This window comes from Streptomyces sp. SA15 (assembly GCF_002291145.1).
Taxonomy (GTDB): domain Bacteria; phylum Actinomycetota; class Actinomycetes; order Streptomycetales; family Streptomycetaceae; genus Streptomyces.
Window position 1 is genome coordinate 357743 of sequence record NZ_NTGE01000099.1, and the last position, 15045, is coordinate 372787.

Annotated in this window: 9 protein-coding genes and 2 pseudogenes; 5 read left to right on the forward strand and 6 right to left on the reverse strand. The window is 70.0% G+C overall.

What is annotated here, in order from left to right:
• A complete protein-coding gene (locus CLM62_RS21815; RefSeq protein WP_095751557.1) occupies positions 1-1047 on the reverse strand; it encodes an iron ABC transporter substrate-binding protein in 1047 nt (348 codons plus the stop codon).
• Positions 1048-1624: 577 nt separating this feature from the next.
• Between CLM62_RS21815 and CLM62_RS53125 the strand changes: the two are divergent.
• The 4 genes and pseudogenes from CLM62_RS53125 to CLM62_RS21830 form a co-directional block, all read left to right on the forward strand.
• Positions 1625-2805: pseudogene (locus CLM62_RS53125) on the forward strand (AMP-binding protein); the annotation flags it as partial.
• Positions 2806-2913: 108 nt separating this feature from the next.
• Positions 2914-3942: an acyltransferase family protein gene (locus CLM62_RS53130; RefSeq protein ID WP_373559178.1), complete on the forward strand. Its 1029-nt coding sequence runs from the start codon at positions 2914-2916 to the stop codon at positions 3940-3942.
• 135 nt (positions 3943-4077) lie between these two features.
• On the forward strand, positions 4078-7371 hold the full coding sequence (locus CLM62_RS21825) for an FG-GAP-like repeat-containing protein (RefSeq protein ID WP_107483811.1): 3294 nt from the start codon (positions 4078-4080) through the stop codon (positions 7369-7371).
• A gap of 175 nt (positions 7372-7546) precedes the next feature.
• A complete protein-coding gene (locus tag CLM62_RS21830; protein WP_095751708.1) occupies positions 7547-8098 on the forward strand; it encodes a tellurite resistance TerB family protein in 552 nt (183 codons plus the stop codon).
• A gap of 79 nt (positions 8099-8177) precedes the next feature.
• Here CLM62_RS21830 and CLM62_RS21835 read toward each other — a convergent pair whose 3' ends face one another.
• From CLM62_RS21835 to CLM62_RS21855, 5 genes and pseudogenes are all read right to left on the reverse strand, one after another.
• Positions 8178-9704 (reverse strand): glycosyl hydrolase family 28 protein, encoded by a 1527-nt coding sequence (locus tag CLM62_RS21835; RefSeq protein ID WP_095751559.1) that lies wholly within the window; start codon positions 9702-9704, stop codon positions 8178-8180.
• Positions 9705-9932: 228 nt separating this feature from the next.
• Positions 9933-10928, reverse strand: coding sequence for an MASE1 domain-containing protein (locus CLM62_RS21840; protein ID WP_095751560.1), 996 nt, complete (start codon positions 10926-10928; stop codon positions 9933-9935).
• Positions 10925-11803 carry a PP2C family protein-serine/threonine phosphatase gene (locus CLM62_RS21845; protein WP_095751709.1) on the reverse strand — a complete coding sequence of 293 codons (879 nt, stop codon included), beginning with the start codon at positions 11801-11803 and terminating at the stop codon, positions 10925-10927. Before CLM62_RS21845 ends, CLM62_RS21840 begins: the two co-directional genes overlap by 4 nt.
• A gap of 159 nt (positions 11804-11962) precedes the next feature.
• A complete protein-coding gene (locus CLM62_RS21850) occupies positions 11963-14038 on the reverse strand; it encodes a glycoside hydrolase (RefSeq protein WP_095751561.1) in 2076 nt (691 codons plus the stop codon).
• A gap of 161 nt (positions 14039-14199) precedes the next feature.
• Positions 14200-14385 (reverse strand): annotated as a pseudogene (locus CLM62_RS21855) (carboxymuconolactone decarboxylase family protein); the annotation flags it as partial.
• A 261-nt stretch (positions 14386-14646) separates the two neighbouring features.
• On the opposite strand from CLM62_RS21855, the gene CLM62_RS21860 reads away from it, so the two are divergent.
• Positions 14647-14850, forward strand: coding sequence for a cold-shock protein (locus CLM62_RS21860; protein ID WP_095751562.1), 204 nt, complete (start codon positions 14647-14649; stop codon positions 14848-14850).
• The last annotated feature ends 195 nt before the right edge of the window (positions 14851-15045 follow it).

Genomic DNA, 15045 nt, shown 5'->3' on the forward strand with positions numbered 1-15045 from the left:
TCAGACCAGTCCGACGTCCTGGAGCATGGCCAGCGTCTCCTGGAGGGAGTCCAGCTTGCCGAGGTCGATGTCGGGGGACTCCAGCGACTCGAACGCGGGCAGGCCCTCCACGCTGCTGGTGACGCCCGCGGCCAGCGGGTACTCCTTCGTCTTGTCCGCGAAGTAGGTCTGCGCCTCCTTCGACAACAGGTAGTCCACGGCCTTCTGCGCGGTCTCGCTCTGCCCGCTGTCCTCGAGGATGCCCGCGCCGGCGACATTGATCAGCGCGCCGGGGTCGTCGCCGGGCAGGAAGTGCAGCTTGGAGTCGACCTTGTCCTCGCCCTTCTCGGCGACCCGCTCGTACCAGTAGTAGTGGTTGACCAGGCCTAGGGAGACCTCGCCGGACTCGACGGCGTCCAGGGTGGCGAGGTTGTGGGCGTACGTCTTGGCGCCGTTGGCCTTCAGGTCCTTCAGCCACTCGCGGGTGGCGTCGTCGCCCTTGAGGACGCGCATGCCGGTGACGAAGGCCTGGAAGGAGGCGTTGGTCGGCGCGAAGCCGACCTTGTCCTTCCACTCCGGCTCGACCACGTCGAAGACACTGTCCGGGACGTCGTCCTCGGCGACCTTGTCCGGGTTGTACGCGATGACGCGGACGCGTCCCGAGAGGCCGACCCAGTCACCGCCGGAGCCGCGGTACGCCTCGTCGACCTTGTCGAGGGTGGCCGAAGGCAGCTTCCGCAGCATGCCCTCCTTGGACAGGGCGCCCAGCGCGCCGGCGTCCTGGGAGAAGAACAGCCCGGCCTTGGTGCGGTCGCCCTCCTCCAGGATCTGGGCGGCGAGCTCCGCGCTGTCGCCGTACCGCACCTCGACCTCGGCGCCGACGGCCTTCTCCAACTTGTCCAAAAGTGGCTTGACCAGCTTCTCGTTGCGGCCGGAGTAGATGACGAGGGAGGAGGCGTCGCCCTCGCCCCCGCCGTCCTTGCCGTCGGAGCCGCACGCCGCGAGGGCGGGGAGCAGCAGACCGGCCGCGACCAGCGCGGTCGTCCGGCGAACCGAGGGGCGTCGCATGGTGTGTGCCTTCCTGCGGGGCTCGCCTTGTTGCCGCCGCCGGTCATGTCGGTGGAGAGCGGGGGCGAAGCGGAACCTGTGACTCTTCTGTGGCTTGATTATGTCCCTGCTATGAATAAGGTAAGGATTACCTAAACGTCAAGGGTTCTGTGCTGAAGCGGACGTTGCCGCGGAAAGGGCGCGCCCCGTGCTCCACCCCTCCGAGCCCCTCCCGGCTCCGTCCCCCGTGCATCTGCTGCCCGCACAGCCCCTGCGGCCTGTACGGCCTGCACGGCCTGCACGGCCTCTGCGACCGAACGGCGTGCCCTTCGCGCGCGAACTCGCGGCCTACGGCGACCGCGTCGCGCTCGTCACGCCGGAGGGGGAGCTGTCGTACCGCGAACTGGCCGAGCGGGTGGCCGCCACCGCCGAGCGTCTCGGGCCCGTACGGCGGCTGGTGCTGCTGGCCGGGGCCAACCGGACCGACGCGCTCGTCATCCATCTCGCCGCCCTGTCCGCCGGTCACCCCGTCCTGCTCGTCCCCGGCGACAGCGAGAGCACGATCCGCTCGCTGACCGAGGCGTACGCCCCCGACGTCGTGGCTCGCCCGGATGCCGACGGGACGTGGATCCTCGACGAGCGGCACCGCGGCAGCGTCCACACCCTCCACCCGGACCTCGCCCTGCTGCTGAGCACCTCCGGCTCGACCGGCTCGCCCAAGCTGGTGCGGCTCTCCCACGAGAACCTCCAGGCCAACGCCGAGTCCATCGCCGCGTACCTCGGCCTCGACGACACCGACCGGGCGGCCACCACGCTGCCCCCGCACTACTGCTACGGCCTGTCCGTCATCCACAGCCATCTGGTGCGCGGCGCCGGGCTGATCCTCACCGAGCGGTCGGTGTCCGAGGCGGCCTTCTGGAAGGAGTTCCGCGCCACCCGCGGCACCTCGCTGGCCGGCGTGCCGTACACCTTCGACCTTCTCGACCGGGTCGGCTTCGACCGGATGGACCTGCCGCACCTGCGCCGCGTCACCCAGGCCGGGGGCCGGCTGGCACCGGAACGCGTCACCCGGTACGCCGAGTTGGGCCGCCGCTCGGGCTGGAGCTGTTCGTGATGTACGGCCAGACCGAGGCCACGGCCCGCATGGCCTACCTCCCGCCGCGGCTCGCCGCCGAGCGCCCCGAGGCGGTCGGTGTGCCGATACCCGGCGGCACCTTCCGGCTGCGGCCGGTCGACGGCCACGGTCCGGACACCGGTGAACTGGTCTACTCGGGGCCGAACGTGATGCTCGGTTACGCGGAGCGCCCGGCCGACCTCGCCCTCGGCCGGACCGTGGCGGAACTGCACACCGGGGACCTCGCCCGGCGCGCGTCCGACGGGCTGTACGAGATCGTGGGCCGCCGCAGCCGCTTCGTGAAGATCCTCGGGCTGCGGATCGATCCGCAGCGCGTCGAGTCCCTGCTGGAGGAGCGCGGGGTCACCGCGTACTGCGCGGGCGACGGGGAGGCGCTCGCGGTGGCCGCGCTCGGACCCGCCGGTGACCACGCACAGATCCGGCGGCTGGTCGCGCAGGAGTGCGGGCTCCCGTCCCATGCCGTACGGGTCCGGGTCCTCGACCGACTCCCCCGCCTGGCCACGGACAAGCCCGACTACGAGGCCGTACGGCGGCTGACGCGCCCCGCGCAGGGGGAGACCCCCGACCCCGGTGACGATCTCCGCCGCCTCTACGCGGAGATCCTCGACCACGCCGACGTCACCGAGGACAGCAGCTTCGCCGGCCTGGGCGGCGACTCACTGTGCTACGTCGAGATGTCCCTGCGCCTGGAGGAGGCCCTGGGCCACCTGCCCACCGACTGGCACAGGCGGACGATCCGCGAGCTGCGGACCATGGCGGCGCCCACGACCCGGGGACCGGAAGGACAGGGCGGAAACGGCGGACAGGGCGGACAGAACGGGCCGCAGTCGCGGCGGGCCCGCACGGCCACGGGCCTCCTGGAGGCACTGCGCTCCTGGACCAGCCCGACGTCCTGGCGGACCCGCCGCACCCTGGAGACCGGCATCGCCCTGCGCGCCGTAGGGATCGTCCTCATCGTCGGCTCGCACATACAGCTCTTCGACATCAAGGGCTTCGCCCACATCCTCCTCTGCGTCGCGGGCTACAACTTCGCCCGCTTCCAGCTGACCGACGCGGGACGCCGCGAGCGCGTACGGCACCTGTGGCGCAGCATCGCCCGCATCGCGGTACCGAGCATGGTGTGGATCACCGGCGCGGTGGTCCTGACCGACTTCTACGACCCGGCCAACGCCCTGCTGCTCAACAGCGTCCTCGACCAGGGCAACGACCGGTTCGACTGGGCCTACTGGTTCGTGGAGGCCCTGGTCTACTTCCTCGTCTTCCTCGCCGTCCTCATGGCCGCACCGCTGCTGGACCGGCTGGAGCGGCGGTACGCGTTCGGCGTGCCGCTGGCCCTCACGGCCGTCGGCCTGGTCGGCCGCTACGACCTGCTGGGCCTGGCGTCCGCCCGCCCCCAGCTGAGCCCCACCGTGGTCTTCTGGCTGTTCACGCTCGGGTGGGCGGCCGCGCGGGCCTCCACCGTGCGGCAACGGGCACTGCTGACGGCGGTGCTGGTGCTCACCGTGCCCGGCCTGTTCCATGACCAGCCCCTGCGCACGACCCTCGTGATCGTCGGGCTGGCGCTGCTGATCTGGGTGCCGACCCTGCCCAGCCTCGGCCCGCTCAGCGCGCTCGCGGGCGTGCTGGCGAGCAGTTCCCTCTACATCTACCTGACCCATTACCAGGTCTACCCCTACCTCCAGGAGGACTTCCCCCTCACCGCCCTGTTCGTCTCTCTCGTGGTCGGCATCGGCTACGCGGCGGTCGTGATCCGGGGGACGCGGACGGTCCGGTGGCTGTGACATGGACTCTGGTCATGACCATGCTGTTAGGCTCCGCTCACACGCGTGGGGGGAGCGGCCGGGGGGCCGACGGGGAAATGCCAGGGCGTTGCCGTATGTCCCGCCATGCCTTCTTCTTGCCTTTCAGGAGGAACCGTGGCCCGACTCGGCCGACGCCGGCACAGACACAGACCGGCACTTGGTTCACGCTCAGCACGTCTCGGTCCGCTGACGGCACGTACCGCGGCCGTCCTCGCGGCGGCACTGACGCTCAGCCTCCCGCTCGCCGCCGTACCGCCCTCGGCGGCAGCCGCGCCGCAGTCGGCCGCCGCGGCGGGAGATTTCGTACTGCCCGCCGCCCCGCGTGCCGTCCCCAGGGCCACGCAGATCCTCAACGCGGGGACCACCGGCTTCCTTTGGGCGCAGGAGGGCGACGACCGGCTCCTGTGGACGGATTACGCCACCGGCACCACGACCGCGCTGGAGCAGCACCTGGACGTCCCGGTGCAGTACGACATCGACAGCGGCTACTTCCAGCAGGCCGCCTCCTTCCAGCTCGGCCACTACGGGGACGGGTCCGACACCGTCGCCCTGTACTCCGAGGAGGACTCCCAAGTCACCCTCCTCCAGGGCGCGGGCACCTCGGGCGGCACCACCGTGGTGCCCGTGCCCGAGTACCACACCTACCAGGGCACCTTCGGCAGCACCGTCCTCACCAGCACCAGCCGCGGCACCGGAAACCCGAATGCCTACCAGCTGTGGCGCGTTCAGGACGGCGGCGGGGTCGGGCAGACGCCCGTGACCGGGCTGCCGGACGGCGCGGGAAACATCGTCGTCGAGGACGGCGACGCCCGGTCCGTCATCCTCCGCTACGACATCGACGGCGACGAAGGCTGGGGCCACTGGGGCATCGTCGACCTCGCCACCGGCGCGTTCAGCGCGCTCCCCGACCGGGTCGACCCGGACGACGGCTGGGAGGTGACCGGCTTCCGGCTGGGTGCCGACTCGGTGCTGCGGCTGCGCAGCGGGCGCTCCAAGGCGGACCTGTACGACCGCGCCGACCTGTCCGCCGCGCCCCGTGCGTTCGACACGGGCGCCCTGACCTACCAGGCTTCCTACGGGATCGTGGGCGACAAGCTGCTCGGCCTCGAACCGGTGGCGCCCGGCGACAGCAAGTACCGGGGCCAGCCGCTGTGGGCCCTCACGACCGACGGCACGGACACCGGCCTGACCAAGGTCATGGACCCGGCCGCCCACGGGATCGTCCAGGCGCCGGACGGCTCCGTGCTCGTTGCGGGCGCCCAGCAATACGTCGAGCAGGGCGACCTCGACTGGGGCGTGTACCGGATCGCCCGGGCCGCCGACGGCTCGCTCACCCGCAGCCGCCTGACCGCCGTGCAGCCGATGCCCGCGCAGGTCTACGGCCTCTCGCTCGGCAGCGGCATCCTCACCACGGCCGACAACAGCACGCTGTACGAGCCCGGCACGATCATCGGCGCCTATCGCAGCACCTGGCTCACGACGAGCGGCACTCCGGGCGTCGCCAAGGCCACCGTGGACGGGCTGGTCAACGGGTCGGACGGCGACTGCACCGCCGGCGCCACCCGCTGTATCCGGATGTTCGCCGACGGCACCGGCCACCACGGCCGCCACGACGCCACCGAGTCCGGCCTGACCATGCTGCGCGCCAACGGCGCCACCACCTGGGGCCCGACCCTCGACACCGGCGATGACGGCCCCCAGCTCAAGGATCTCTCGGGACGGTACGCGGTCGTCGACGGCGCCTCCTCCGGCTACCAGTACACAGGCGAGTTCGCCAGCGCCGCGGCGGGCAAGGTCCTGCAGAAGCGCGACCGGGTCGCCGCGGCCGTCTGGGGCAACACCCTGTGGAGCGGCGCGGCCACGGGAGGCAAGGTCACGGCCACCCGGCTCCCGTCCGGCACCGCCGTGGAGTCCTTCACCACCCGCAACGGCTGCACTCCGTCCAGCCTCCAGGCCGTGGGCCGCTGGGTGTACTGGACCTGCGTGGACGCCTGGGGCGACGTCCAGGGCTCCGGCGTCTACGACCGTACGGCCAAGCGCACCGCCACCGCCCCGGCGAGCAGGGTCCTCCTCGGTGACGGGTATCTCGTCGAGCGCGTCGGCGGAATCGAGTCGGGCAGCGGGCTGAAGCTCGTCGACCTGCACAACGGACTGCCGTCCAGCGGCGATCACACGGAACTGCCGAGCCGCAAGCTGGCCGACTGGACCGACATCGGCCGGGACAACCTCAGGGTGGGCCTGAACTGGACGGTGGACCGTTTCGGCGGCGGTGTCGCCTACACCGACCGCGAGCAGCGCGTCCACCTCGTACCGACCGGCGTTCCGGCGTCCGCGCTGTCCGCCATCGACTCCACGGTCACGTCCGGGGCAGCGAGCTGGTCCGGCACCTGGTGGCTGTCGAAGCCCGCCGCCTCCTGGAAAGTGACCGTCCGCCACAAGGCGTCCGGCGCCACCGTGCGTACCGTGTCCGGCTCCGCCGCCCGCGGTCTGCTGAAGGCCGCCTGGGACGGCAAGGACTCCGCGGGCCGTCTCGTCACCAACGGCACCTACACCTGGACGCTCACCGCCCAGCCCGCCGACGGCCAGGGCGCCGCCCTCACCCTCTCCGGCAACGTCGCCGTGACGGCCGGAGCGGCGGCACCGCGCGACTACGCGGGCAAGGACGGCGTCGGCGACGTCCTCACCCTCAACTCCTCCGGCACCCTCACCATCCAGAGCGGCACCGGCACGGGCACGCTGGGCAGCAAGGTCTCCGGCGCCGGCTGGCCGACCACGGCGAGGTTCGTGCCGTTCGGCGACCTCAGCGGCGACCGGTGCAACGACGTCCTGGTCCGGCTGAGCAGCGGCGCCCTGCGCGCCTACCGCCCGGCCTGCGGCGCGGCGCCGACGCCCTCGACGCCGTACACCACACTCGGTACCTCCGGATGGACCCAGTACGACGTGCTGACCTCGCCGGGTGACATGAGCGGTGACGGCCGCCCGGACCTGATCGCCCGCAACGCCTCGACCGGCACGGTCTACCTGTACAAGGGCACCAGCACGGGCAAGCTGTCGGCGCGCGTGAAGCTGTACGACAACTGGAAGACGTACAACAAGGTCGTCGGCGCCGGTGACCTGAACGGCGACGGCATCGGCGACCTCCTCGCCCAGGACAAGTCGAACAACCTGTACCGGTACGACGGCACCGGCAAGGGCACGTTCAAGGCCCGCGTGAAGCTGTTCTCGAACTGGGGCGCTTCCTACAACGCGGTCGTCGGAGTCGGTGACTTCACCGGCGACGGCAAGAGGGACCTCGTCTCGCGCGACACCAGCGGCAACCTGTACCGCAACAGTGGTGACGGCAAGGGGTCGTTCGGCGGCCGTACGAGGATCGCGACGGGCTGGCAGGGCTACAAGGCCGTCCTATAAGCAACATCCCGTGGCGCCCGGTGCCGGGCCCGGGTCTCGCGGCCCGGGCCCGGCACCGCCGCAGACCCGCGCGGATCAGCTCTGGAACTTCGCGGAGCCGCGGGGAGTTGGCAGAATGACGTGCGGAACGCACGCGGACGACCGGAACGACACGGCTCAAGCCGAGGTGGCACGCATGGCGATGTGGGATCGGATCAAGGACCAGGCCAAGGGTCTGCAGCAGCAGGCGCAGGGGACGCGGAGCGCCGGCGGACACGGGCGGCCCGGTGCGGGATCCTCCGGGGGATCGAAGGCTCAGCTGGTGAACACCCTCAAGTCCCAGCTCACTTCCCTCAAGACGGAACTGAAGAGCGGCGCCTACCGGGACGCCAGCATGGCCATGTGCGCGCTGGTAGCCGCCGCCGACGGGCATGTCGACCCGGCCGAGCGGCAGCATGTGGAGTCGCTGCTCCTGAACAACGATGTCCTGCAGAACTTCCCGCCGGACCAGCTGCGGCAGCGCTTCAACAAGCACGTCGACCAGCTCGCGTTCAACTTCCAGCAGGGCAAGGCCGAGGCCATGCAGGAGATCGCCAAGGCCGCGAAGAAGCCGACGGAGGCCAGGGCGGTCGTACAGACCGGCTTCGTCGTCGCGGGCGCGGACGGATACGTGGCGCCGGCCGAGGAGCAGGTCCTGCGTGAGGCGTGCTCGGTACTGGGCCTGTCCCCCCAGGAGTTCGGTCTCTGACAACGCTCGGGCGAACCCTTCGTGGGGCCGGTCCCGGGCGTCCTGCCTCGGCAGGACGCCCGGGACCGGCCGCCGGCGGTCACAGGGCCGCGGCCTCCTCGGTGGTGAGGAAGCGGAGGTTCTGTACGTGCTCGTTGACGAACATGGGCACGCCGTCCGAAGCCAGGTACCACCTCGGCTTGCCCGTGCTGTCGGCGATCACCCTGCCGTTGACGCGCAGGTTCTCGAAAGTGACGTCCTTGATGGCGTGGTCCTTGTCGAGACCGGTGATGATCGACAGGTCGGCGTTCTTCCCGTTGTAGCTGAGGTCCTTGATGTAGACGCTCTCGATGCCGCGGCCGGCCGAGGTGTTGTACTTCGGGTTGTACTCGACCCGCATGTGGATGAGCTGACCCCAGCGGAAGTCCTCCACGCGGATGTTGTCGAACGTGACGTCCCGGACAAGATTGCTGTCGCCGACCATGAAGGCGATGGCGCCCTGGTAGGTCACCTGCGGCTCGCGGTGGTCGAGGATGTCGATGTTCTCGAAGTTCAGGTTCTCCAGCATCTCCGGGGTGTCGGAGTTGCCGTGCACGCCGATGTTGATCGGGTGGGCGACGTCGGCCCAGAGGGAGCAGTTCTTGACCGTGATGTTGCGGGTGTCGCCGTAGAAGTCCCAGCGGTGGGTGTAGAGGGCGATGCAGTCGTCGGACGTACGCAGGAAGCAGCCGTCGATCGTGACGTTCTCGGAGCAGTAGAGCTGGATGCCGTCACCCCAGCCCTGGTGGCTGAAGGCGCGCAGGTTCTTGATGGTGAGGTTCCGCGACTCGGCGACCCTGAGGTTCTCGTAGCGGGGGTTGAGGATCGTGATGCCGTCGATCGTGACGTTCTCGCACTTGCGGATGAGCATCGCGCCCCACTTGGAGTTGTAGATCACGCCGCGGCCGATCAGCCGGGAGTTCTCCACCCCCTCGAACTGCACGAACGAGTTGAGGACCGCGCCGGGGGCCAGGTACACGGTGGTGTTGCTGGGCACCTTCAGCTCACCGTTGGCCGGCGTGTGCAGACCGGGCCCGAAGTACATGACGTTCTTGTCGCCCTCGGCGGGCGGGTCCTGCTCGAGCGGGTTCGCGAACAGGTGCAGGCAGTCGAAGATCTTGTCGTCGACCTGGACGACGACGTTGCGGGGGCGGTCCAGGGTGAAGCGCGCGGTGCTGCCGAGCACCTCGGGGGTGATGCCGTACGAGTCCGGACGGACGCGGAACTTCTCGGCGCCGCCGGGATTGTAGGTGACCTCGACCTCGACGGTGCCGGAGAAGTCGAAGGCGGCCCACGAGGAGTTCTGGGCTCTGTTGCTGCCGGTGGTGGCGTCGATCAGCGGGAGCTTGGCCAGGTAGACACCGAGCCGCTGCCAACTGCCGCCGAGCGACCGGACCTTGACGGTGAAGGCGTTGTTGACGGGCACCTGCGGGAGGGTCGGGTGGATGACAACGATGTCGGCAGTGCCGTTCTCCTCCGCCGTGGCGGCAGCGGCCTGTGAAGAGCCCGCGACACCGCCGGCCAGGCCGGCGACAGCGAGGGCGCCCGCGGCCTGGAGGGTCGTTCGCCGGGAGAGTGACGAGCTCATGATGACTCCTTGACGGAATGGGGGCGGGTGGGGCAGAGCACCATGCTTCGTAAATGTGGTGCAAAGGCGGGCTGATCTTGCAGCCGCGCGGAAATCTCCGTCAAGGCATTGGCTGGTTTTCGAAACTTCCGGTGTCGCGATCGCTGCGGCTGCTTCACGTGACACGGACGACGCCACCGGCCCGGCCGCGGAAGTGCGCGGCCGGGCCGGTGGCATCGTGGACTGTGCCTAATCGCGTCCTTCCGGCCGGGAGGACGGCCGCTGAGCGAGTGCCTCGTCCGGGGCGAGCCGGGAGAGGGCTTCGGACAGGCGCTCGCAGGCCTCCTCGATCTGCCGGAAGGTGCGGTTCCGCTCGGCGATGATCGCCGAGAGCAGAAGGGCTGTCAGTGAGACGGTGCCGTTGAAGGCCTGGAGGACGACCATCTTGGCGAGGAGATCCCGGCCGGCGAACGGTCCGGATCCGACGGCACCGGCGTGGACCGCGATCACGGAGGTGATCAGCACGCACGGGGCGGCCCCCGCCAGCTGGAAACGGAGGGCCGCCCAGATCAGAAAGGGCACGACGAGAAAGAGCAGGCTGATCGAGGTGTGAGTGGCCGCCGCGGAGACCGCCGCCGTGCCGCCCAGCAGGGCCACCACCTCGGCCCAGCGCAGGACAGGTGCGTCGCGTGGCCATCGGGCGGTGCGTACGGCCAGCAGGAGCGGCGCGATGACCAGGACCCCCATCGCGTCGCCCGTCCACCACACCGACCAGGTCGGCCAGAAGTCGTCGGCCGCCAGCGCCTCGGAGGCCACCAAGACTCCCGTGCCGATCGTCGCGCTGATCAGCATCCCGCTCAGGGCCCCGAGGAAGACCAGCGCCAGGGCGTCCTGCAGCCGGTCGAGCGCGGTGCGGAAGCCCACCCGCCGCAGGAGAAGGCAGGCGCATACCGGTGCGAGCGTGTTGCCGGCCGTGATGGCGAGCACGGGGAGGATCGACGGTCCGAGGGCCACGTTCACCAGGAACGCCCCGAGAGCGATCCCCGGCCATCTGCGCAGGCCCCACAGCAGCAGGACGACGACAGCGATGCCGGTGGGCGGCCAGAACGGCGTGACCTGCCCTCGTACCAGTTCCTGCTGGAGCCCGATCTTGGCGCTGACGTAGTAGACGGCCGCGATGGCGGCCAGCCGCAGGCCCTCGGCGGCGTACGGCTGGAGCCGCGCACTGCGTGCCGCAACGTTCATCCCCGCCGCTCACCCTTCGCCGTGCCGCCGCTTCCGGAGCCCTCCGTGACGAAGGCCCCTCCGTGACGGAGGACGAGGACCGCGGCATCGTCGTTGTGGCCGGTGTAGTCCGCCACCTTGATGATCTGCGCGGCCAGGTCGTCCGGGTCCGTGCGGCAGGCGCCGCCGGCCAGTGCGGCCACCTGTGCGAGCCCTTCGTCGACCGGGTAGCCGGGGCCTTCCACCACGCCGTCGGTGAGCAGCACGAACGCGCCCGCCTCGGTCAGCGACCGGCGGGTCGACGGGTAGCGCTCGCCGGCGTGGATGCCCAGCGGCAGACCGCCGTCGTCCAGCACGATGTCGCAGCGGCCGTCGCCCCTGGCCCAGACGGCGGGTACGTGCCCGGCGCGGGCGTCGGCTAGCTCGTTCGTGGCCGGGTCGAAGCGCAGGAACGAGCAGGTCACGAACAGCCCGGAGTCCATGGCGACGAGTACGTCGTTGGTGCGCCGGAGGACCTCCGCCGGGTCCGTGGTGGCGGTCGCGACGGCCCTGAGGCAGGCGCGCACCTGCCCCATGAGCGCCGCGGCCTCGACGTCGTGGCCCTGTACGTCCCCGATCGCGAAGCCCACCGAACCGTCCGCCATGAGGAAGCCGTCGTACCAGTCGCCGCCGATGTCCAGCCCGGTTCGCGCGGGCGCGTACCGGCCCGCCGCCCGCAGGCAGGGCAGCACCGGCATTTCGGCGGCGAGGACCTGACGCTGCAGCGCGGCAGCGAGCTCCACGCGGGCCTGCTGGAACCTGATCCGGTCCAGTATCCGGCCGGTCAGATCCGCGAGCGTGTGCAGGAGGACCCCGGCGTCACTGGAACCGGAGGAAACGGCGCGGCGGCGAGGCATGGCATCACCCTCCGGGTTCGTACGGAGTTGCGCCATATATGACGTTCTCACGGTACCTCCGTGAGGTCAGATGGGCCGCCGACGACCGGCGGGTCGGCGCCCGGCCCATGAAGAAACCCCAGGCCAGTGACCTGACCTGGGGGTTCCTCGGTGTCGGGCTCAGTCCTGCGCGGCCGACGACGCCTCGGCGTCGCCCGTCACGTCGGTCACCTTCCAGCGCTGGTTGGAGCCGGAGTTCGGCCACCACACACCGACGCCGGCTCCGTCGTTCGTGGCCTGCCCGTAGACGTCCGGGAGCCGGCCGGTGGCGGCGTTGACGAGGGTCCAGGTGCCGTCCCCGGTCGTCGACATGATCCACTGAGCGGCCCTGTCGCGGCTGCCCTCGTCGGGCTCGGCCACCAGGGCGCCGTCGCGGATGGCCAGGCGCTTGTCCGACTCGACCTCGGTGAACACGTACCGCGCCCGGTTGTCGGTGCCGCGGATCTGCTCCAGCCGCCAGTGCTGACCGCTGGGGTCGGCCGCGTCGGCGCTCTTGATGACGAGGCCGGTGCCGTCGGGGCCGACAGTGAGGTCCTTGCCGCTCTGGACGCCGGTCAGCCGGTAGGTGTGGCCCTTGCGCAGCTCGGGCGCGTCCTTGGCGACGCCGGACACCCCGTCGACGAGGAAGGAGGTCACGGACTGGGCGGGCACGGTGACGGTGGCCTGCTCGCCGGTGACACGGACGGGCTTCTGCCGTGCCAGCTTGCCGTCGGCGCTGGTCACCACCGGGGTGACGGTGGCCCGGGAGGAGATGTGGCCGAACTTCGACAGGTCGAGGGTGACGTCGCGGGCCTCGGTGGTGCTGTTGACGTGGACGACGGTCGCCTTGTCGCCCTTGCGGGAGAGCGCGGCGGTGCTGGAGGTGTCGTCGGTCTTGATCAGCCGGTCGCCGGGCTTGATGTAGTGGGTGAAGTTGCGGGCGGTGTCGAACTTGGTGTTGGTGTAGATCGGGCAGGTCTCGAGGGTGTCCTTCTTGGTGCAGCTGAAGGGGATCTGGATCTCGCCCCAGTTGCCGCCCTTCGCGGACTCGCCGCCCGGCTTCATGTTGTCGTAGTCCTCGACGGGCTGCCAGAACACCCAGGCGCGGGGCTCCAGTTCACGCAGATCGTCGACCATGCGCTGGGCGAGGCCGAGACCCGGCCGCATGTCGGTGAAGCTCTGGCCGTCGCCCCAGTCGCCCTCCACCTCGCTCATCCACAGCGGCTTGTCGGCCGCCTTGGCCAGGTCGCGCACGGTGGTGCGCTGGCCGGTGCCGTAGGTGTGGACGTTCATCTGGCCGACGAGATCGCGCACCTCCTGGGGGTAGGAGGTCCAGTTCGTGGCGAAGATGCCCGGGTTGGTCTCGTCCATCGCGGAGATCTCCGCGTTCGTCCGGGACTTCTCCAGGACCGGAGCCAGCTCGCGGAGCACCTTCTGCTGGAGCTCGGGACCCATGTGGGCCCCTTCCTGACGGCCGCCCGTCGGCTGCCCGTCCGGCCCCAGCTTGGTGCCCCAGTAGCCGGTGTTCGGCTCGTTGAACGCGTCCAGCGTGTCGACCTTGATGCCGTGCGCCTTCTCCAGGCGCTCGGTGGCGCCCACCAGGTACTTGGCGAAGTCGTCGACGGACTCGGTCTTGAGCTGGTCGGCGTTCGCGTCGAATCCGCCGGAGACATAGCCGCTGTTGGTCATGAACCACGGCGGCGAGTTGCTGAACGTCTCCCAGTGGGTGATGTCCTTCTTGATGCGGTCCACCCACCAGCGCTGCGTGGCGTCGGCGTTCTTGTTCCAGTCGGCGGGGTCGTCGGCGCTCCACCAGTCGACGTCCTCGCGGGTGGTGCCCGCCGGGGCCTTCCACCAGCCCTCGACCGCTCCGCCGGGGCGAAGGTAGTCCTTGACGTCCGGGGCGTTGCCGCCGCCGATGTTGTAGCGGGCGATGTTCAGGGCGAGGCCGTCGTCCCCGAAGAGGAGCTGGGCCAGCTTCTCCCGGATCTCGGCGGGGTAGTCGCCGGTGGCGTTGGCGAACCAGACCAGGCTGGTGCCCCAGCCCTCGAACTTCTCCTGCTTGTAGGAGGGATCGGGCCGGACGGTGACCGAAGCGGCGGCGGCCGTCGTCTCGGCGTGCGCGGCCGGCAGTGAGGTGGTGGCCAGGACGGTCCCGGTGGCGAGGGCGGTGACGCCGATCCCCATGAGCCGTCGCTTGCGGGTGCGGTGTGCCATCTCGAGTACTCCAACTCTTCTGCGTGCCGCGTCCCGGCGAGACACAGAAGTTCGGTTGGTCATGTTTACGTAAACATGCGCTGGCGCGATGTCTACACCGTTCGAATCTCGACGGTCAAGGAGTCGGACCGGATCGAAAGCTGCGCAGCCAGGGGACCTGGGAGACAGTTGAGGGACACCCGGGCGGCGAGCTGCTCCTCGTCGTAGTGCTTGGCGGCGCTCTCCCAGACCTCGTCCGTGACGCCGCCGGCCGCGTCCGCGATGCGGGTGCCCTGCTCGGTGAGCTCCAGGGCAGCGCGCTCGGCGTCGGTGAACACCTTGGCCTCCCGCCAGGCCGCGACCAGGTGACGGTTCTTCGATCGTACGAATGCGCAGGTCAGGCGTATGATGGGGGCGACACCCGGGTTGAGGGGTCGGCCCTTCCCAACCAACCTGTGCTATCGTGGTAAGAGTTGCAGTTTTGGTTACCAGAGACTTTTGAGTGCTCTTCCGACCTTCCGTCGACGAGCACTCTTTTCATGTCCGGATCTTTCCGGTCGGGTACTCGTTGTTGCGACGCCGGGTCCGCAAGGTGCGGACCCGGGCACTACCCTCAAGGGAGATTCAATATGGCATCTGGCACCGTGAAGTGGTTCAACGCGGAAAAGGGCTTCGGCTTCATCGAGCAGGACGGCGGCGGCCCCGACGTCTTCGCCCACTACTCGAACATCGCCACCCAGGGCTTCCGCGAGCTTCAGGAAGGCCAGAAGGTTACCTTCGACGTCACGCAGGGCCAGAAGGGCCCGCAGGCCGAGAACATCGTTCCCGCCTGACGCTGACGCGCACCACGTGGCCGGGGCCCGCACTCTTGGGGTGCGGGCCCCGGCTCATCGCATTCTCATCGCACAGCCAACCGCCGAAACGCACCCAGTTCTCGGCCGATCGGAAACCCGCCGGATCTCGCGCCCGGTCCCGGTCTTTTTTTCGTTTTCTTCGGCTCAGTTCTTGCGAATCCTCATACGGCCCGT

Excerpts from the sequence above, each read along its gene's own strand:
- CLM62_RS21840 (WP_095751560.1), bottom strand. The coding sequence starts at position 10,928 with ATGAACGTTGCGGCACGCAGTGCGCGGCTCCAGCCGTACGCCGCCGAG.
- CLM62_RS21815 (WP_095751557.1), bottom strand. The coding sequence starts at position 1,047 with ATGCGACGCCCCTCGGTTCGCCGGACGACCGCGCTGGTCGCGGCCGGT.
- CLM62_RS21835 (WP_095751559.1), bottom strand. The coding sequence starts at position 9,704 with ATGAGCTCGTCACTCTCCCGGCGAACGACCCTCCAGGCCGCGGGCGCC.
- CLM62_RS21850 (WP_095751561.1), bottom strand. The coding sequence starts at position 14,038 with ATGGCACACCGCACCCGCAAGCGACGGCTCATGGGGATCGGCGTCACC.
- CLM62_RS53130 (WP_373559178.1), top strand. The coding sequence starts at position 2,914 with ATGGCGGCGCCCACGACCCGGGGACCGGAAGGACAGGGCGGAAACGGC.
- CLM62_RS21830 (WP_095751708.1), top strand. The coding sequence starts at position 7,547 with ATGGCGATGTGGGATCGGATCAAGGACCAGGCCAAGGGTCTGCAGCAG.
- CLM62_RS21845 (WP_095751709.1), bottom strand. The coding sequence starts at position 11,803 with ATGCCTCGCCGCCGCGCCGTTTCCTCCGGTTCCAGTGACGCCGGGGTC.
- CLM62_RS21860 (WP_095751562.1), top strand. The coding sequence starts at position 14,647 with ATGGCATCTGGCACCGTGAAGTGGTTCAACGCGGAAAAGGGCTTCGGC.